We start from the raw sequence: 17,495 nt of genomic DNA, 5'->3' as shown, positions 1-17,495 counted from the left end.
GTGGGCGCCCGGGCTACCGATCGGTAACCCGAACGATCACTAAGTCTGGAGCCTGAAACCGGGCGCAAGCCCAGCACCAGATTGCCGTTTCCCGTCCCCCGCGCAAACAGGCGCTACCCCGCGATCATGGCGTCAGCCGCCGGGAAGTGATCCCACCAGCCGACACGGTCATGTTTGGTGAGCGTCTCTGCAAGCCGCGCCAGGAGAAGAGTGTCGTGGTCGAGGATCAGGAGGAAGTCTTCGTTGCCAGTCTCAAGAAGGCGGCGGACAACGGCGATCAAATTTGCGATGTACCACTGAGGGTCGGCCGATCCGTCCATTCTGAAAGTAAGTGATACATGACCTTGAATTTGCTGGCTCCAGGTTCCCTCGTTGCACTCGACTTCGATGTAAGCCTCGTCCCTGGCGAGGATCGTGACGTGGAAGCCGTAGCGTTCCTTGAAGTCTGCGGAGAGCAGCGGTGGAACCTCGGTGAGTTGATCGGTCGGATCTGGAAAGCCTCGCTCGGCGATCTCTGCTTCCGAAGAGGCGCCGATAAGGGCGATCTTGTATTCGAGTGCCATGGGAGGGGGTCGTCATCCGTTCGTTCGCGGTAGCAGTATCTGGACTATTTCGCCGGACGGCAGAATTGCCTTCACTTCCTTCAGGTCGTTGATCGGCCAATCGGTGAACTGCTGCTGTAGGTCTTTGATGTCGCCATTCCAGTCCTTCAGATTGAGGACGACCCTCTGCGTTTGCAGCTCGACGATCTTTTCTTTAGCGACAGACCAGATGCCATAAGGTGATTTGTCACCCTTTGGGGCATAGCAGTCGAAGACTCGGCCTTCGACCAGGTAGTCCGGATCTTTCAATGGGTCGCCGGTGTCTCCTGTTGCCTCACGAGCGCCGGCGACCTCTGGTTTCGTAGGTTGCTGGTGGACGGAGTATCCCTTGTCGGCCATGACCGCTGCCGCCTCGTTCTCGCGATCAATCGAGCGACGGTTGTCGTTCTTGTCATCCTTCGGAACCTTGCGGCTGACTCTCAAAGGGTTTCCGGTTGGGGTGCCGCCAGGTGTATGGGTTGCTCGGGTGAAAAGGTGATCGGGTTGCCCACGGGCTATGTCCGAAGGGGTGCTGGCTGGGGTCGCTCGGCCTTGGCGGGCGGTGGCCATGGCGGCAGCCTCGTTGGAGCGGACACCCCCGCCTCCCGGTGCGCCGCCGGCGTGCGGGCGTGAGGTATTGCCCGGGCCGTTCGGGGTGTCGCCGCCTCCGCCGGCGCCTTTTGGTTTCGGGGGCATTGTCAGCCGTTCAGGAGGCGGGTCAGGTTGGTGAGGCTGGTTATCAGGGCGCTCGTGTAGGAGGCGATCCGGCCGGACCATTTGGCCACCGCTGACGCTATCTGGGCGGCTACCACCGGGATGGTCACCACCAGCAGGGCCTCGCCCGCCCAGACGATCACTCGGGAGACCAGGTCGGCTATCAGGTCGCGGACCAGGTCTCTGGTGAACGACACCAGGTTGCCGGCCGCCTGCGTGGCCGAGGACATGGTGGTGGCCAGGACGCTCAGGCCATCGAGGACGTTGACGTTGTTGGCCATCAGGCTCTGGTAGGTGGCGGCTGCCTCGCCCTGCCAGTCGGGGACTCCGGTGGACAGGTGGCCCTGCAGGTCGGCGGCCATGTCGTGGAGTTCGGTGGCCATGTTCTGCCAGGTGGCGGCGTGGGCGGCGACCAGGTCGGGCAGGCCGGCCAGCTTGTCGAGGATCTCGCGTAGCGGCTCGAAATGCTCCATCGCCCAGCCGAGGCCGTTGGCCAGGAGTGCGCTGAACGGGTCGATCACCGTGGCGACGGTCTCGGCGGCGAACGCCCCGCCGGCCAGGGCACGGTCGGCCCAGCTGCCGCTCTCCACCGCCTGCAGGGCGCCCTGGAAACTCTCCGCCAGGGACAGGCCGGTCGTGCCGGTGGTGGTGGACGTGGCGGCGGCGACGAGAGTCATCGGTGAGCACCCCCGGAGAAGGTGAGGAGAGCGGCGGCGGGCGCGGTGAGGAGAGTGGCAGCGGGGGCGGCGGGCGCGGTGAGGGGAGTGGCGGCGGGGGCGGCGGGCGCGGTGAGGGGAGTGGCGACCGGACTCATCGGGGTGGCCTCAGAGGCTTCCGGAGCGGCGGATGCGGTCGGCGGCGGCCGTGTCGGCGGCGGTGTAGTCGTGACCGGTTCGGGTCAGTGCCTCTTGCGCGAGGCGGAGGTTCTCCTCGACGTACGAATAAATGGTTTTCTGGGCCTCCTGCCTTTCCTGCAGGATTCCGGACATCCAGCCGCACAACAGGCCGTATGCCGCATCGTTGCGGGTGATGGCCGCGCTCGCGGCCGTGATCGCGGCGAACCGGTCGCGGACCGCCGCGATCTTCGCCGCGTGCTCGTGGATCTGGTCGACGTCGGCGGAGAATCCGTCAGCCATGGGGTCCCTCTCCGGCGCGGGAGTCGATCTGGGCGGTGATGGCGCGGGCGGCCGGGGAGTCGGGGCCGAGTGTCTCGGTGACGATCTCGCGGGCCCGGCCGGCGGCGGCCCGCCGGGCGGCGGTGGAGGCGTCGAGGACGGCGCGGGCGACGGCGGACGGCGGGAACCGGTGGATGCGGTCGGTGAAGCGGATGTCGAGGAGGGCGCCGGTGGAGTCGACGGTCACCTCGGTGAGGTCGTTGCCGTCGCGGGCGGTGCCCCGGACCGCCGCTATCCGGTCGGCGGTGTCGCGGGCGGTCGCGGCGTTGCGCTCCACCCGGTCCTGCCAGCCGCGCAGGTAGGTCAGCGAGGCGTCAGGGTCCAGCAGCTCGTCCATCGTCTCCCCGTGGTGAGATCGCCGGTCTTGCCGAAGCGGTGGCGAGCGCCGAATTCTAGCAGCGTTCCTGCAGGCCGGGACGGGTGAGACGGAGGAGACCCGTTACACAGAAATAGCTGTTTCCGCAGCTCAGAGGCTTGCGTAAGGGTGCCCTAAGTCCGGTTTGCGGGATTTGTGGACGGGGGTCGCTTTGATCTGAACCTAGGTTGAGGTTTTACAGTCGCCCTGGCCTGCCGTCGATCTTGGCTGACGGAATCGAAGCGCGCGAGTTAGGAAGCGACCATGAACCGCCCCCTGCGAGTTGCCGTCATCGGAGCCGGCCCGGCCGGCATCTACGCCGCCGACCATCTGATCAAGGCATCGGAGACGGTCACCGTCGACATCTTCGACAAGCTGCCCACCCCCTACGGCCTCATCCGGTACGGCGTGGCGCCCGACCACCCCCGGATCAAGGAGATCGTCAACGCTCTCTTCCGGGTGCTGGACAACCCGCGCATCCGCTTCGTCGGCAACGTCTCCTACGGCGTCGACGTGAAGCCGGAGGAGCTGAACCGCTTCTACGATGCCACGGTGATCTCCACCGGCGCCGAGAAGGACCGCTCGCTGGACATCCCCGGCATCGACCTGCAGGGCAGCTTCGGCGGCGCCGACTTCGCCTCCTGGTTCAACGGCCACCCGGACGTGCCGCGCGACTGGCCGCTGGAGGCCAGGGAGGTCGCCGTCATCGGCGCCGGCAACGTGGCCATCGACGTGGCCCGGATCCTCGCCAAGACCGCCGACGAGCTGCTGGTCACCGAGATCCCGGACAACGTCTACCAGGCGCTCAAGGCGAGCCCGGTGACCGACGTGCACCTGTTCTCGCGGCGTGGCCCGGGGCAGGTCAAGTTCACCCCGCAGGAGTTGCGCGAGCTGGACCACTCGCCGAACGTCGAGGTGATCGTCCACCCGGAGGGCATCGAGTTCGACGAGGCCAGCCTGGAGGCGATGCGCCAGACCCGGCACATCAAGATGTGTGTCGACATCCTGCAGAACTGGGCGGTCCGTGACCCGCGGGACCGGCCGCGCCGCCTCCACATGTACTTCCTGCAGGCGCCGGTCGAGGTGCTCGGCGAGGACGGCAAGGTCGTCGGCCTGCGCACCGAGACCCAGGAGCTGACCGGCGACGGCTGGGTCCGCGGGACCGGCGAGTTCACCGACTGGCCGGTGCAGGCCGTCTACCGGGCCGTCGGCTACCTCAGCAGCGCGCTGCCGGACCTGCCGTTCGACACCCGGACCGGCACCATCCCGCACGCCGCGGGCCGGGTCATCGACCTGGACGGCGAGCACATCCCGGGCACCTACGTGGCCGGGTGGATCAAGCGGGGCCCGGTCGGCCTGATCGGCCACACCAAGGGCTGCTCCGGCGAGACCGTCGCCAGCCTGCTGGAGGACCAGGCCGAGGGCCGGCTGCCGGAGGCGCCCGAGGGTGACCCGGCCGCCCCGATCGCGTACCTGGAGCAGCGCGGCCTGCCGATCACCACCTGGGCCGGCTGGCAGCTGCTGGACGCCCACGAGATCGCGCTCGGCGAGCCGCAGGGCCGCAAGCGGATCAAGGTCGTCGACCGCGAGGAGATGACCGCCATCTCCCGCGGCTGATCCCACGCGACAAGGGCCTCTCCGCGGAGAGGCCCTTGTCGCGTCAGCGGGTGGCGGCGTCGGCCAGGGCGCGTTCCACCGGCACCGGTTTGCCGAGATAGAAGCCCTGACCGAGGGGTACGCCGCAGGCCGCGAGCGCGTCCCGCTGCGACGCCGACTCGATGCCCTCGGCGATCACCGTGCAGCCGTTCTCCCGGGCGAACTCGACGAGCGACCGGATCGACGCGCGCCGCGCGCCCTCGGTCGCCACCCCGTCCAGTGCCTTGCGGCCCAGCTTGAGGAACGCCGGTTTCAGCGACTCCACCCGCGCCAGGCTGTCGTAGCCGGCGCCGGCGTCGTCGACCGCGATCCGCACCCCGGCGGGCAGGTCGACGAGGTCCTCCGGCTCGGCGCCGTCGATCTCCAGGACGATCGGCCGGTCGCTCTCGGCGACCAGCTCCTCCAGCTCGCGGGGCCGGCGCAGCAGCCCGGGCGAGACGTTCACCGCGAGCCAGGTGCCCTCCGGGAGCGACACCGCCGACGCCATCGCGGCCCGGACCAGCGCGGCGTCCAGGTCGATGTGCCGGCCCTGCTCCTGCGCGTCGGCCAGCCCCTGGTGCGGGCTGCTGCCGTCGGCGAACCGGGTCAGCGCCTCGTAACCGGCCACCTCACCCGACTCCAGCTCGAAGATCGGCTGGAACACCGTGAAGAACGTGTACTCCTCGAACGAGCTGGACGCCTGCGGGGTGCGGACCCCGCGGCGGCTGGCGGCGGCCTGGGACGCCCGGACCGCGACCAGGCCGGGGGAGTTGCCCTCGGCGCCGTAGTGCAGCACCGACGCCCAGTCGCCGATCGCGCCGGCCATCGCGCGGCCCTCGCCGTGACCGGGCGCGACCGGCTTCGCGGCCGGGGCGGAACGGGACTTCTTCGGCTGCACCGGGCGGTACAGCCAGCCCTTCAGGTGAGTGAGCAGATCGACCACGGTGTTGCCGAGGCCGACGAAGGCGATCATCGCGTACGAGGCGAGGACCAGGTTGACCACGGCGAAGACCAGGTTCGACCACTGGCCCAGCTGCACGTCCCGGACCACGGTCCAGGCGCAGAGCGCGATCAGGGCGAGCGGGGCGAGCAGGTAGGTGGTCGCCGCGGTCGTCCGGTTGCGGACCTTGGGCGTACGTTTGAACTGGCTCTTCTCGCCGGTGAGCAGCTGGAGCATCGAGGCGAAGCTGCCGGAGAGGTTGACCGGCAGCAGGATCAGGTTGAAACCGTAGATGCGCAGGATGTCCATGCGCTTGTAGCCGACGTATCGCAGGTCGGCGGCCATCATCATGAAGTACGGCACCGACACCAGCAGCAGCACCGGGTTGAGCAGGTCGGCGTTGAACGGGTACGCCAGCATGATCACCAGGCAGATGGAGCTCCAGAAGATGGAGGCCATGTAGTTGACCCGGAGGAACAGCTCGCCGAAACGGTTCTTCTGCCCGCGCGCCGACCGGGCCCTCACCTGGTCCTTCAAGCGGGACAGGATGAGCAGGCCGCCGTTGGCCCAGCGCTGCCGCTGAATGCAGAGCGAGCCGAAGTCGGGCGGGGTGGCGCTGTACGCCAGCCGTTCCGGGTAGTTGTGGAGCGTCCAGCCGCGCACCCCGAGGTCGATCGTCGACTCGGTGTCCTCGATGACCGTACGGTCCTGGATGTAGCGTTTGATCTCCCAGTCGCCCTCGTAGGCGACCTCGCAGATGTCGTCGAGCGCCTTCTTGCGCAGCACCGCGTTCGCGCCGACCCAGAACGTCGCGTCGTAGTGCGTCATGCCCTGGTGCACGATGTGCTGGATGTCGGTGGTGGCGCCGGAGATCCGCTCCAGCCGGGTCGCCGCGCCGGGGAACGCGCTGTACGGCGTCTGCGTGACCGCGCACTGGGCGTACGCGCCCTGCTCCATCAGGTGCACCAGCCGCAGGCAGTACTCCGGCAGCAGCACACTGTCGGCGTCCAGGGTGAGCACGTAGTCCGGGTTCGGGATGGTCACCTCGGCCCGGCCGGCGCCGGCGGAGACCAGCGCGATCCCCATCGGGGTGCTCACCTCCTGGTAGCTGCCGCCCATCAGGCCGATGTAGCTGTTCAGGTTCATCGCCTTGTTCGGCTCGGCCGACAGCGACACGTACCGCTTGCGCTCGAAGCCGGTCACCGACGCGTCGAAGATCGCCATCAGCCGCCGGTAGAGCTGCACGATCCGTTCGACCGGCAGCACCGCCTCCTCGGTGGCGCCGCGCTCCAGGGCCTCGGCGATGGTGCCGAGATCACCGGCGAGCCGGTTGACGATGTGCTCGACGAAGAACGCGTCGGTGTGGTCCACCATCTCCTGCCGCCGGCCGAGGCCGTCGAGCCAGCCCACCGCGAACCGGTACTCGGCCGCGAGGTCGCGCATGTCCTCGATGGCCGCCACGCCACCGCCGAGGCCGGCCTCGAAACGCTCGTACGCCGCCTGCACCCGGGTGAACGGCACGGCCAGCTCCGCCTCGATCGCGCCGGGCAGGGCGCGGGCCGAGAGCAGCAGGTCCCGCGCGGCCCGGGTCCTCGGCTTCTGCGGGTCGTCGATGAGCAGCACCACCCGCAGACCCGGGTACTCCTGCAGCGCCGCCGACAGCAGTGTGGTCCGGACGACCCGCTCGTCCTCCTGATAGGACGGCACCAGCACGGTCACCGACGGGGTCGGCCCGGCCAGGAACGGGTCGAGCGCGATCCGCGGCGCCCGGTGGTGCGACCGGCTGCGGTAGAAGAACCCGATCCGGGTGATCAGGTAGGCCATCGCCGAGCCCATCAGCGCGGTGACCACCAGCATGTAGACGATCGCCTCGACGACCAGCTTCGGGCTGTTCGCCCGGCCCACGATGAACTGCTCGAACACCGTGTAGGCGACATAACAGGCCCAGACCGCGATGGTCAGGACGATGGCGAGCCGTCCCCGGGCGATCCGGCCTTCGGAGACGGGCGGCGGAATCAGCGGGTGGGGGGCCGTCCGCCGGTCCGCGCCCCACTGCCGTGGAGTGTCGGGCCGGTGCTGCTCCACCGGTTTGCGCTGCATGTGGGATGGCCTCTCACTGGGGATGGGACGCCGGTCCCGGCGCGTTTCCGCCGGTGCCCGTCGACCGGCACCATCGGCGGACCCGCCCGGTCGCTTGAAGGTTTCCGGTTGGTTGCCTTCAGCGCGGGCGTGACCTGCCGATTCGTGAAGCCGACGAGGACCCGCGATCGAGAGGCCAACCATGCAGACCGCCACCCCGCAGTTGGCGCGGCCCCCGGACGACCCGCTCGCGGACCCGGACTGGGAGGAGCCCGAGGGGCCGGTGCAGAAGCTGTCCTGGCTGCGGCTCGGCTTCCTGATCCTGCTGGTGGCCGGGGTGGCCGGGGGCGGCGCGGCCGCGGTGGTCCACTACCGGGACAGCGCCGGCCCGGCCGCGAAGTCGTGGGCGGTGCCGTACGTCGACGTCACGCTCACCCCGACGTTCGAGTTCCAGGACCCGGCGGTGAACCCGGCCAACGACGTGGCTCTCGCGTTCGTGGTGGCCGACCCGAAGGACGGGTGCGCGCCCAGCTGGGGCGGGGCCTACACGCCGGACGAGGCGGCCGCGTCGCTGGAGCTGGACCGGCGGATCGAGCAGCTGCGGGCGGCCGGCGGCGACGTGATGCTCAGCGTCGGCGGCCTGACCAACTCCGAGCTGGCGGTGGCCTGCGCCGACCAGGCGCGGCTGACCGACGCCTACCGGCAGCTGGTGCGCCGCTACCAGCTGGACACCCTCGACCTGGACGTGGAGGGCACCGCCGTCGCCGACACGGCGTCCCTGCAGCGCCGGGCGCTCGCTCTCAAGACGCTGCAGGCCGAGCGGAAGGCCGAGGGCAAGACGCTGGACGTGTGGATGACGCTGCCGGTCACGCCGGACGGCCTCACCGCCGCCGGGCTCGCCGCGATCCGGATCACCCTGGCGGGTGGCGTCGCGCTGCGCGGCGTGAACGTGATGATCATGGACTACGGGACCGCCGGCGCCGGTCCGGACATGCTGGAGCTCGGGAAGAGCGCGCTGGAGGCCACCCACAAGCAGCTGTCCGACCTCTACCTGCGCCTCGGCGTGCAGCTGACCGGGCCCGAGGTGTGGTCGCGGATCGGCGCCACCCCGATGATCGGGCAGAACGACATCGACGCCGAGCGGTTCACCGTCGCCGACGCGCGGGGGCTGGCCGCCTTCGCCGTCGACAACGGCCTCGGCCGGGTGTCGATGTGGTCGCTGAACCGGGACGCCCCGTGCACCGGCACCTTCACCAACGTGGTCGTCCACTCCAACACGTGCAGCGGCGTCGCCCAGGAGAAGCTCGCCTTCTCCAAGGTGTTCGCCGACCTGCCGGGCGCGATCGTGGGCAGCTCCGGGCGGGAGGCGGTGACCATTCCGGCGCAGTCCGCGGTCACCGACGACCCGGCCAAGAGCCCCTACCCGGTGTGGCGGCTCACCGCCCAGTACGTGCGTGGCTACAAGGTCGTCTGGCACGGCGTCGTCTACGAGGCGAAGTGGGCCAACCAGGGCACCGACCCGTCGGCCGGCGGCGACGCCACCACGCCCACCCCGTGGTCGGTGATCGGCCCGGTGACCTCGGCCGACGTGGCGCCGTCACCGAGCCCGACGGTCACCGGCGTGACCGGCGAGTGGGATCCGAAGACGATCTACTCGCGCGGGCAGCGGGTGATGTTCGGCGGGCTGCCGTACGAGGCCCGGTGGACCAGCACCGGCGACGCGCCGTCGACCGAGTACCCGATCAGTCCCGACGACCCGTGGAAGCCGCTGTTCCTCGTGCCGGGTGAACCGGTCACCAACTGAGACGAGCGTCCCCGGGCCGGCCGGCCCGGGGACGTTCCCGTCATCCCAGGCGCCGGCGCACGTCCTCGGTGGTGCTCGGGCCCGGCGACCACGGCGCCACCCACGGCGCGTCCGACGGTGGCGTGATCACGCCCTCCTCCAGGAAGGCGTAGCGGCCGGCCAGCACCCGCTCGGCGGCCGTCACGTCCAGCCGGTCGGTGTTGTCCCACAGGGCCGCGAACCGCTCCTCGGCGCGCAGCCGGGCCTGCCGGCAGAACAGGTCGGCCAGCTCACGGCCCTCCGGGCGGTCGTCGCGCTCGGCGTGGGCGCGCACGCACGCCGCCGTCATGGCGAACAGCTCCGCGCCGATGTCCACGATCCGGCCCAGGAACGCCTGCCTGCGCTCCAGCTTGCCCTGCCAGCGGGACATCGCGTAGAACGTCGACCGGGCCAGCTTGCGGGACGTGCGTTCCACGTACCGCAGATGCGCCGCCAGGGGGCCGAACTCGCCGTACCCCGCGGGGTTCTGCCCCGGACCCACCGCGAGGGTGGGCAGCCACCGCGCGTAGAACGCCCCGGCCTGCGCCCCCGCGCGGGCCTTGCGTCCCAGGCCGGCCTCCGGGTCGATGATGTCGCCCGCCACCGCGAGGTGCGCGTCCACCGCCTCCCGGGCGATCAGCAGGTGCATGATCTCGGTCGAGCCCTCGAAGATCCGATTGATCCGCAGGTCACGCAGGATCTGCTCGGCCTCCGACGGGCGCTCGCCACGGGCGGCCAGGGACGCTGCCGTCTCGTAGCCCCGGCCGCCGCGGATCTGCACCAGCTCGTCGGCGACCTGCCAGGCGATCTCGCTGGCGAACAGCTTGACCAGGGCCGCCTCGATCCGGATGTCGTTGCGCGCGTCGTCGGCGATCAGGCAGCAGAGATCCAGCATGGACTCCATGGCGTAGGTGGACGCCGCGATGAACGCGATCTTCTTGGCCACCGCCTCGTGCGAGCCGACCGGACGGCCCCACTGCACCCGGTCCGCCGACCACTCGCGGGCGATCGCCAGCGCCCGTTTGCCGGCGCCCACACACATCGCCGGCAGCGACAGCCGGCCGGTGTTCAACGTGGTCAGCGCGATCCGCAGGCCCTTTCCGAGGCCGCCGATCACGTTCGCCTCCGGCACGAACACGTCGTGGAAGCGGGTCACGCTGTTCTCCAGGCCACGCAGGCCGACGAACGCGTTGCGCCGCTCGACGGTGATGCCCGGCGAGTCGCCCTCGACGACGAACGCGGTGATGCCCTTCTCCGGGACCCGCGCCATCACCACGAGCAGGGTGGCGACAGTGCCGTTGGTGGCCCACAGCTTCACACCGTTGAGCCTGAAGCCGCCCTCGACCGGCTCGGCCACGGTGCCCAGCCGGGCCGGGTCGGAGCCGACGTCCGGCTCGGTGAGCAGGAACGCCGACACCTCACCGGCCGCCAGCCGGGGCAGGAACGCCTTCTTCTGCTCGGGCGTGCCGAACATCTTGAGCGGCTGCGGCACGCCGATCGACTGGTGCGCCGACAGCAGGGCGCCCACCGCGGCGTTCACCGAGCCGGTCATCGTGAGCGCCTGACAGTAGTGCAGATTGGACAGGCCGAGTCCGCCGTACTCCCGGTCGATCTTCATGCCGAAGGCGCCGAGCCCGGCGAGGCCGTGGAAGACCTCGTCGGGGATGCGTGCCTCCCGCTCGATGCGGGCGCCGTCCACCTCGGACCGCAGGTAAGCGGCCAGGCGGTCGAGGAACTCCGGCCGGGGCGCCGGGGCCGGTCGTGGATGGATCAGGTCGAGCCGGAACCGGCCCAGGAAGAGCTCTTTACCGAAGCTGGGCTGCCGCCACTCGGACTCGCGAGCGGCTTCAGCGGTCTGCCGTGCCTGTTTCTCCGAGACGTTCGCGCTCATCACATACCCCCTCCTCCGGGCCACGCTACGCACTCGCGTTACCGAGTGGTAGCGGTCGGTAGGCATTCGGTTGCTCCCCTTCGTGGCGGTCCGGCCGGGCCGATCAGTCGTGGCGTAACCCGCTGAGATCGAAATTCAGGAGAGTCCCTTGCTGCAGTCGAAGCTCAACCGCCGTCTGTTCCTCGGTGCCGGCGGCGCCGCCGCCGGATCGGTCGCCCTGGCCGGTGTCGGCTCCTCGGCCGCGCTGGCCACGGAGTCCGGTCTGACCCCGGACAAGGTCCTCGCTGAGCTTCTGGCCGGCAACAAGCGCTTCATCTCCGGCAAGGCCAAGCACCCGCACCTGAGCCGGGAGCGGATCGGGGCCGTCGCCAAGGGCCAGCACCCGTTCGCGATCATCCTGGGCTGCGCGGACTCGCGGGTCGCCCCCGAGCTGCTCTTCGACCAGGGCGTCGGTGACCTGTTCGTGAACCGGGTGGCCGGCAACGCGGTGGACCCGCTGCTGCTGGGCAGCATGGAGTACGCGGCCGAGGAGTTCGTGCCGCCGCTGGTCGTGGTCCTCGGCCACGAGCGGTGCGGCGCGGTCGCGGCGACCCAGGGCTGTGTGCGCTCCGGCGGCAAGGCGCCCGGCAGCATCCAGGCGATCGTCGACACCCTCACGCCGATCGTCGGCCCGTACGCCAACGACCCCGACGCCGTCGAGAAGGGCGTCCAGGCGAACGTGAAGGCGCAGGCCGCGGCCGTTCTGGCGCAGAGCGCCATCTTCCGGGAGAAGGTGGAGGCCGGGCACATGAAGATCGTCGGCGCCCGTTACGACCTGGACTCGGGCAAGGTCACCGTCCTGTCCTGACCCTTCCGAGCCACGCAGGCTGCGGGGGCGGCGCCGTCACGGCGCCGCCCCCGCAAGGCGTTTCAGTGCCGGGTGAGCGTGACCGAGGTGCACGTGGTGGCCACCGGGCAGAGCCGGATCTGCACGCTCGGGTCGGTCGCCGCGACCGCCCGGGTGAAGGTCGACCGGCCGCCGCGCAGCACCGTGGTCCGGCTGCTGGTGCTCGCCGTCGCGACGGTCACCGTGACCGAACTGTACGAGTTGTTGACCGCCGTGGCCGTCAGGACGTCGGCGTCCCAGTTCACCGTGCCGCCCACCGACGCCGCCGAGCAGTTCAGCGGATAGGCGCAGAGTGTGAAGGAGTCGGTCGCCGCCAGTGCGGGTGACGCGAACAGGCCGGCCGAGAGCATCGTGCCGGCCACGACGGCCGTCACCAGATTGCGGGCGCGTGCCATGGTGGTGCCTCCATATTCCCCGTTGACATCGGACTTCTTCGATACCCTTGCAGCCGGTTCACGCGACGACAAGACGGCGATATGCCAGTTTTCTGAATCCGTGGCGGATTTTGCGTTCCGGAAACCATCAGAACTCTCATGGCGAATTCCTAGGAAACGCTTCTAGGGTCGATGAATGCAGAGTCAGGCGGTCGCATCGTGATGACGGTGCTCCGCCCGGACGGGCCGGTCGAGCCGGAGCCCGCTCCGGAGGAGCCGAAGAGCCGGTGGAGCACTCCTGAGCTGCGCCGCCGGGTGCTCATCGGGGCGATCGTGGCCTGGGCCGTGACGATCACGGCGCTGGTGGCCGTCCGCGGTGGCGACGACGATCCGGCGCCCGCCGCCGCCCGCCCCTCGGCCTCGCCCTCGGCGTCCGACGCCCCCCTCACGGTGTCCGAGATCTATCAGACCCTCACGCCGTCGGTGGTGCTCATCCAGACCACCGGGCACGACGCGCAGAACCGCCTGGAGGCCGGCACCGGCACCGGCGTGATCGCCAACGCCGACGGCACCATCCTCACCGCCCTGCACGTCGTCGACGGCGCGGAGAGCATCCAGCTCACCTATGCCGACGGCACGAAGGCCACGGCCCGGCCCGCCACCGAGGACCCGGCCCGCGACATCGCCACCCTCACCCCCGAGAAACTGCCGGAGACGCTGGTCCCGGCCGTGCTCGGCGGCGGCAGCCGGGTCGGCGACGACGTGGTGGCGATCGGCAACCCGCTCGGCCTGACCTTCAGCACCAGCAGCGGTGTGGTCTCCGGCCTGGAACGGGTACTCAACCGGGACAGGGGCGAGGCCGACATCGAGGGCCTCATCCAGTTCGACGCGGCGGTCAACCCGGGCAACTCCGGCGGCCCGCTGATCAACGACCGCGGGCAGGTGGTCGGCATCGTGATCGCGCTGGCCAACCCGAGCGGCGCGGGCACCTTCATCGGCATCGGCTTCGCCGTCCCGATCGGCGCGGCCCTCGGCGGCGCAGGCGAGGGCGACGGCCGGTCGCCGCCCCTCTGATTCGTTCGACACGAGCAAGGATGGATGAATGAGCTGGACCGACGCCCCGCCCGCCTCCGCCGGCCCGATCGAGAAGGTGCTCTACGAGGTCAAGAAGACCATCGTCGGCCAGGACAACCTGCTCGAGCGGCTGATCGTGGCGCTGCTGGCCCGGGGGCACATCCTGGTCGAGGGTGTGCCCGGCCTGGCCAAGACACTCGCCGTCAAGTCGCTGGCCGAGGCGATCGGCGGCGACTTCCACCGGGTGCAGTTCACCCCCGACCTGGTCCCCGCCGACATCGTCGGCACCCGCGTCTACAACCAGCAGAGCGGCGAGTTCCAGGTGCAGCTCGGCCCGGTCTTCACCAACCTGCTGCTGGCCGACGAGATCAACCGGGCGCCGGCCAAGGTGCAGAGCGCCCTGCTGGAGACGATGCAGGAGCGGCAGGTCACCATCGGCCGCGAGACCCATAAGCTGCCCAGCCCGTTCCTGGTGATGGCCACCCAGAACCCGATCGAGAACGAGGGCGTCTATCCGCTGCCCGAGGCGCAGGTCGACCGCTTCATGATGAAGGTGGTGGTCGGCTACCCCAGCGTCACCGAGGAGTTCGTGGTCGTCGAGCGGGCTCTCGGGCGGGCCGCCGCGATCCAGCGGATCATCGACCCGGCCACCCTCGCCGGCCTGCAGGAGGAGGTCGACCGGGTCTACGTCGACCCGTCCCTCATCGAGTACGCGGTGAACCTCGCCCACGCCACCCGTGACCCGGCCCGGGTCGGGCTCACCGACCTGGCCCGCTACGTCACGTTCGGGGCCAGTCCACGGTCTTCGATCAGCCTGGTGCTGGCGGGGCGGGCGCTGGCCTACATCCGCGGCCGGGAGTACGTCGTACCCGAAGATCTCGGTGACCTTGCCCTGGATGTCCTGCGGCACCGGCTGGTGCTCTCCTACGAGGCGCTCTCCGACGAGGTCACCGCCGACCTGATCATCGCGAAGATCCTGGCGAACCTGTCGTTCCCGGAGCCCGCGGGCCGGGGCCGCTAGATGACCACCGCCCCCGACCGGCTGCTGCGGCGCCTCGAGTGGAAACTCGGGCGCCGCCTCGACGGGCGCCTGCAGGGCTCCTACCGGACCGTGTGGCACGGCGCCGGGCTCGACTTCACCGACCTGCGGGCGTATACGCCGGAGGACGACGTCCGGCACATCGACTGGAACGTGACGGCACGCCTCGACGAGCCGTTCGTCCGGCAGTACACCGAGGATCGGGAGATGACCGCCTGGATGGTGATCGACAGGTCGGCCTCGATGAGGTTCGGTGCCGGCAAGGAGTCGACCGCTTCGGATCTGGCGGTGGCGATCGCGCGGCTGATCTCCCAGGGTGGTAATCGGGTCGGGGCGATCCTGTTCGACAATCAGTCCCACAAGGTCATCCCGCCGCGTGCCGGACGGGATCAGGTTCTGCGGATCGCTCGTGAGGCCACACGAGAAGTCACGAAAAAGTCGGACAAGACAACCGACTTGGCGGGCATGCTGCGTTTGGCTGCGGCGACCACCGCGCAACGGCGCAGCCTCGTCTTCGTCATGTCCGACTTCATCGGCGACCCCGGCTGGGACCGCCCGCTGGCCCAGCTCACCCACCGCCACGAGGTGGTGGTGATCCGCGTCGTCGACCCGGCCGAACTCGAACTCCCCGACCTCGGCCTGATCCTCGTCGAGGACGCCGAGACCGGAGAGCAACTGCTCGTCGACACCAGCGACCCGCTGCTGCGGGCCCGCCTCACCGAGCAGGTCGGCGCCCGCGAGGACGAGCTGGCCGCCGGCATGCGCCGGGCCGGCGTCGACGCCCACCGGATCACCACCGACCAGGACATGACGGCCACCCTGGTCGACATGGTCCGCCGCTCCGGACGGAGGCGCCGGTGACCTTCCTCTACCCGGCCGTCATCGGCGTGGCCGTCCTGGTCGGCGCCGCGGCCGTCGCCGGTTACGTGGTTCTGCAGAAAAGGCGCGCCGAAGCCCTGAGTCAGGCCGGCTTCGCCGCATCGCAGAAAAGCCGGCTCCGCCAGCATCTGCCGTACGCCCTGCTCCTGGCCGCCCTCCCGGTGATGCTGGTCGGTCTGGCCCGTCCGCAGGCCGAGGTCGCCGTGCCCCGCGTCGCCGGCACCGTCCTGCTCGCCTTCGACGTGTCCAACAGCATGTCCGCCGCCGACGTCGCCCCGAGCCGGCTCGGCGCCGCGCAGGAGGCCGCGAAGGCGTTCGTCACCGACCAGCCGGACAGCGTCGACGTCGGCGTGCTCGTCTTCGGCGACCAGGCGCTGCTCACCCAGGCGCCCACCGACGACCACGCGGCCGCGATCGCCGCGATCGGCCGGGTCACGCCCAGCGGCGGCACCTCGCTCGGGCAGGCCATCCTGGTCGCGCTCGGCACGATCACCGGTAAACCGGTCGCGCTCCCGCAGGAGGGTGGCGCCGCCCCCGATCTCGGGTATTGGCCGTCCGCCACGATCGTCGTCTTCTCCGACGGCGAGGAGACCGGCGGGCCCGACGTGCAGGCCGCCGCCGAGCTCGCCGCGGCCGCCGGCGTCCGGATCCAGACCGTCGGCGTCGGCACCGCCAAGGGCGCGACCGTCGAGGTGGACGGCTTCCAGCTGGGCACCGCCCTGGACGAGACGCTGCTGACCACCGTGGCGCAGGTGACCGGCGGGGCGTACCAGCAGGCCGGTGACGCCGCCGCGCTCACCGACAGCACCAAGTCGATCGACCTGCGCCTGACCACCGAGAAGGAGCCGCTCGAGCTGACCGCCCCGTTCGCCGCGGTCGCCCTGCTGCTCCTGACGCTCGGCGGGCTGCTGGGCGTCCGCTGGCACGGAAGGATCGTCTGATGTCGCTGAGCTGGCCCTGGGCGCTGGCCGCGGTCCTCGCGGTGCCGCTGCTGCTGCTCGCTCGCTGGTGGTTCAACCGGCGCCGCAAACGGACCGCCGTCACCGTGTCGAGCGTCGCCCTGATCCGGGCCGCGCTGCCCGGCCGGACCGCGTGGCGCCGGCGCATCCCGGTCTACCTGTTCCTGACCGGGCTGGTCGCGCTGGCCGGAGGCATCGCCCGGCCGCAGGCGTCGGTCGCGGTCCCGTCCAACGACACCACGATCCTGCTGGCCATCGACGTGTCCGGCTCGATGTGCAACACCGACATCGCCCCGAACCGGCTGGCCGTCGCGGTCGACGCGGCCCGCGAGTTCGTCGAGGCGCAGGAGGGCGACACGAAGATCGGTCTGGTCGCCTTCTCCGGGATCGCCGGCCTGCTGGTGCCGCCGACCGCCGACAAGGACCCGCTGCTCGACGCGATCGCCGGCCTCAAGACGGCTCGCGGCACGGCGATCGGCCAGGCCATCCTCACCTCGATCGACGCGATCGCCGAGATCAACCCGGACGTCGCCAAGACCGGCGTCGACCTCAACGGGACAGTCCCCGACGGCACCGGAGCCGACTTCGAGCCGGACACCATCGTCGTCCTCACCGACGGGTCGAACACCACCGGCGTCGCCCCGGTCACCGCCGCCGAACAGGCCGCGGCCCGGCGGCTGCGCGTCTACACGATCGGGTTCGGCACCACCGAGCCCAAGCAGATGGTCTGCACCGCCGAGCAGGTCAGCGGCGACTCGGCGTTCACCGGCGGCGGATTCGGCGGCGGCGGGTTCGGCGGTGGCGGCGGCGGGCGGGGCGGCGGCAACCGGGAGATCGACGAGGACGCGCTGACCGAGGTCGCCGACCTCACCGGCGGGCGCTACTTCAAGGCCCAGGACGCCGAGCAGCTCACCGACGTCCTCGGCGACCTGCCCCGCGAATTCGGCCTCACCAAGCAGAACGTCGAGATCAGCGTCTGGTTCCTGCTGCTCGGCACGCTACTGGTCAGCGCGGCCGTGGGCCTTTCCCTCTGGTGGAATCGCGGTCCGGCGATCCGTCGTCCGGCAAACCCGGTGTAGTACGGCGTGGGCA

The 17,495-nt window shown here is 70.4% G+C and carries 16 protein-coding genes; 8 read left to right on the top strand and 8 right to left on the bottom strand.

Annotated features, from left to right (window positions below):
* Positions 1-113: 113 nt before the first annotated feature.
* From BM290_RS16095 to BM290_RS16075, 5 genes are all read right to left on the bottom strand, one after another.
* Positions 114-563 carry a SitI3 family protein gene (locus BM290_RS16095; protein WP_093614657.1) on the bottom strand — a complete coding sequence of 150 codons (450 nt, stop codon included), beginning with the start codon at positions 561-563 and terminating at the stop codon, positions 114-116.
* A 12-nt stretch (positions 564-575) separates the two neighbouring features.
* The gene (locus BM290_RS16090; RefSeq protein WP_093614655.1) at positions 576-941 is read right to left on the bottom strand and encodes a CdiA C-terminal domain-containing protein; all 366 of its coding nucleotides are present in this window, start codon (positions 939-941) and stop codon (positions 576-578) included.
* A 338-nt stretch (positions 942-1,279) separates the two neighbouring features.
* Positions 1,280-1,972, bottom strand: coding sequence for a WXG100 family type VII secretion target (locus BM290_RS16085; protein WP_093614653.1), 693 nt, complete (start codon positions 1,970-1,972; stop codon positions 1,280-1,282).
* Between the two features lie 147 nt (positions 1,973-2,119).
* Complete coding sequence (locus BM290_RS16080; protein WP_093614651.1) at positions 2,120-2,431, bottom strand: hypothetical protein; 312 nt, start codon at positions 2,429-2,431, stop codon at positions 2,120-2,122.
* Positions 2,424-2,807, bottom strand: a complete 384-nt coding sequence (locus BM290_RS16075) for a hypothetical protein (protein ID WP_093614649.1) — start codon at positions 2,805-2,807, stop codon at positions 2,424-2,426. Before BM290_RS16075 ends, BM290_RS16080 begins: the two co-directional genes overlap by 8 nt.
* Before the next feature lie 282 nt (positions 2,808-3,089).
* Between BM290_RS16075 and BM290_RS16070 the strand changes: the two genes are divergently transcribed.
* Positions 3,090-4,442, top strand: coding sequence for an FAD-dependent oxidoreductase (locus tag BM290_RS16070; RefSeq protein WP_177319731.1), 1,353 nt, complete (start codon positions 3,090-3,092; stop codon positions 4,440-4,442).
* A gap of 43 nt (positions 4,443-4,485) precedes the next feature.
* On the opposite strand, the gene BM290_RS16065 is transcribed toward BM290_RS16070, so the two are convergent.
* On the bottom strand, positions 4,486-7,500 hold the full coding sequence (locus BM290_RS16065; protein ID WP_093614647.1) for an EAL domain-containing protein: 3,015 nt from the start codon (positions 7,498-7,500) through the stop codon (positions 4,486-4,488).
* Positions 7,501-7,681: 181 nt separating this feature from the next.
* Between BM290_RS16065 and BM290_RS16060 the strand changes: the two genes are divergently transcribed.
* On the top strand, positions 7,682-9,283 hold the full coding sequence (locus BM290_RS16060; RefSeq protein WP_093614645.1) for a chitinase: 1,602 nt from the start codon (positions 7,682-7,684) through the stop codon (positions 9,281-9,283).
* Positions 9,284-9,323: 40 nt separating this feature from the next.
* Here the strand turns inward: BM290_RS16060 and BM290_RS16055 are convergent, their stop codons facing one another.
* Positions 9,324-11,192: an acyl-CoA dehydrogenase family protein gene (locus BM290_RS16055; protein WP_093614643.1), complete on the bottom strand. Its 1,869-nt coding sequence runs from the start codon at positions 11,190-11,192 to the stop codon at positions 9,324-9,326.
* 148 nt (positions 11,193-11,340) lie between these two features.
* On the opposite strand from BM290_RS16055, the gene BM290_RS16050 reads away from it, so the two are divergent.
* Complete coding sequence (locus tag BM290_RS16050; RefSeq protein WP_093614641.1) at positions 11,341-12,039, top strand: carbonic anhydrase; 699 nt, start codon at positions 11,341-11,343, stop codon at positions 12,037-12,039.
* Positions 12,040-12,101: 62 nt separating this feature from the next.
* On the opposite strand, the gene BM290_RS16045 is transcribed toward BM290_RS16050, so the two are convergent.
* On the bottom strand, positions 12,102-12,473 hold the full coding sequence (locus tag BM290_RS16045; RefSeq protein ID WP_093614639.1) for a hypothetical protein: 372 nt from the start codon (positions 12,471-12,473) through the stop codon (positions 12,102-12,104).
* Positions 12,474-12,674: 201 nt separating this feature from the next.
* Here BM290_RS16045 and BM290_RS16040 point away from each other — a divergent pair, with 201 nt between their 5' ends.
* Genes BM290_RS16040 through BM290_RS16020 form a run of 5 tightly spaced genes read left to right on the top strand, consistent with a single transcriptional unit; the run spans position 12,675 to position 17,482 of the window.
* The gene (locus tag BM290_RS16040; protein ID WP_093614637.1) at positions 12,675-13,526 is read left to right on the top strand and encodes a S1C family serine protease; all 852 of its coding nucleotides are present in this window, start codon (positions 12,675-12,677) and stop codon (positions 13,524-13,526) included.
* A 28-nt stretch (positions 13,527-13,554) separates the two neighbouring features.
* Entirely contained in the window at positions 13,555-14,547 is a 993-nt protein-coding gene (locus tag BM290_RS16035) for an AAA family ATPase (RefSeq protein ID WP_093614635.1), read from the top strand.
* Entirely contained in the window at positions 14,548-15,426 is an 879-nt protein-coding gene (locus BM290_RS16030) for a DUF58 domain-containing protein (protein ID WP_093614633.1), read from the top strand.
* Entirely contained in the window at positions 15,423-16,385 is a 963-nt protein-coding gene (locus tag BM290_RS16025) for a VWA domain-containing protein (RefSeq protein ID WP_093614631.1), read from the top strand. The genes BM290_RS16030 and BM290_RS16025 overlap by 4 nt, the downstream gene beginning before the upstream one ends.
* Positions 16,385-17,482: a VWA domain-containing protein gene (locus BM290_RS16020; protein ID WP_093614629.1), complete on the top strand. Its 1,098-nt coding sequence runs from the start codon at positions 16,385-16,387 to the stop codon at positions 17,480-17,482. The genes BM290_RS16025 and BM290_RS16020 overlap by 1 nt, the downstream gene beginning before the upstream one ends.
* Positions 17,483-17,495 lie beyond the last annotated feature (13 nt).

The sequence above is a fragment of the Actinoplanes philippinensis genome (genome assembly GCF_900113015.1).
GTDB lineage: Bacteria > Actinomycetota > Actinomycetes > Mycobacteriales > Micromonosporaceae > Actinoplanes > Actinoplanes philippinensis.
This window is presented reverse-complemented; position numbering and strand designations above follow the sequence as displayed.

Excerpts from the sequence above, each read along its gene's own strand:
- BM290_RS16095 (WP_093614657.1), bottom strand. The coding sequence starts at position 563 with ATGGCACTCGAATACAAGATCGCCCTTATCGGCGCCTCTTCGGAAGCA.
- BM290_RS16020 (WP_093614629.1), top strand. The coding sequence starts at position 16,385 with ATGTCGCTGAGCTGGCCCTGGGCGCTGGCCGCGGTCCTCGCGGTGCCG.
- BM290_RS16030 (WP_093614633.1), top strand. The coding sequence starts at position 14,548 with ATGACCACCGCCCCCGACCGGCTGCTGCGGCGCCTCGAGTGGAAACTC.
- BM290_RS16070 (WP_177319731.1), top strand. The coding sequence starts at position 3,090 with ATGAACCGCCCCCTGCGAGTTGCCGTCATCGGAGCCGGCCCGGCCGGC.
- BM290_RS16090 (WP_093614655.1), bottom strand. The coding sequence starts at position 941 with ATGGCCGACAAGGGATACTCCGTCCACCAGCAACCTACGAAACCAGAG.
- BM290_RS16075 (WP_093614649.1), bottom strand. The coding sequence starts at position 2,807 with ATGGACGAGCTGCTGGACCCTGACGCCTCGCTGACCTACCTGCGCGGC.
- BM290_RS16065 (WP_093614647.1), bottom strand. The coding sequence starts at position 7,500 with ATGCAGCGCAAACCGGTGGAGCAGCACCGGCCCGACACTCCACGGCAG.
- BM290_RS16035 (WP_093614635.1), top strand. The coding sequence starts at position 13,555 with ATGAGCTGGACCGACGCCCCGCCCGCCTCCGCCGGCCCGATCGAGAAG.
- BM290_RS16060 (WP_093614645.1), top strand. The coding sequence starts at position 7,682 with ATGCAGACCGCCACCCCGCAGTTGGCGCGGCCCCCGGACGACCCGCTC.
- BM290_RS16080 (WP_093614651.1), bottom strand. The coding sequence starts at position 2,431 with ATGGCTGACGGATTCTCCGCCGACGTCGACCAGATCCACGAGCACGCG.
- BM290_RS16055 (WP_093614643.1), bottom strand. The coding sequence starts at position 11,192 with ATGAGCGCGAACGTCTCGGAGAAACAGGCACGGCAGACCGCTGAAGCC.
- BM290_RS16045 (WP_093614639.1), bottom strand. The coding sequence starts at position 12,473 with ATGGCACGCGCCCGCAATCTGGTGACGGCCGTCGTGGCCGGCACGATG.
- BM290_RS16085 (WP_093614653.1), bottom strand. The coding sequence starts at position 1,972 with ATGACTCTCGTCGCCGCCGCCACGTCCACCACCACCGGCACGACCGGC.
- BM290_RS16040 (WP_093614637.1), top strand. The coding sequence starts at position 12,675 with ATGACGGTGCTCCGCCCGGACGGGCCGGTCGAGCCGGAGCCCGCTCCG.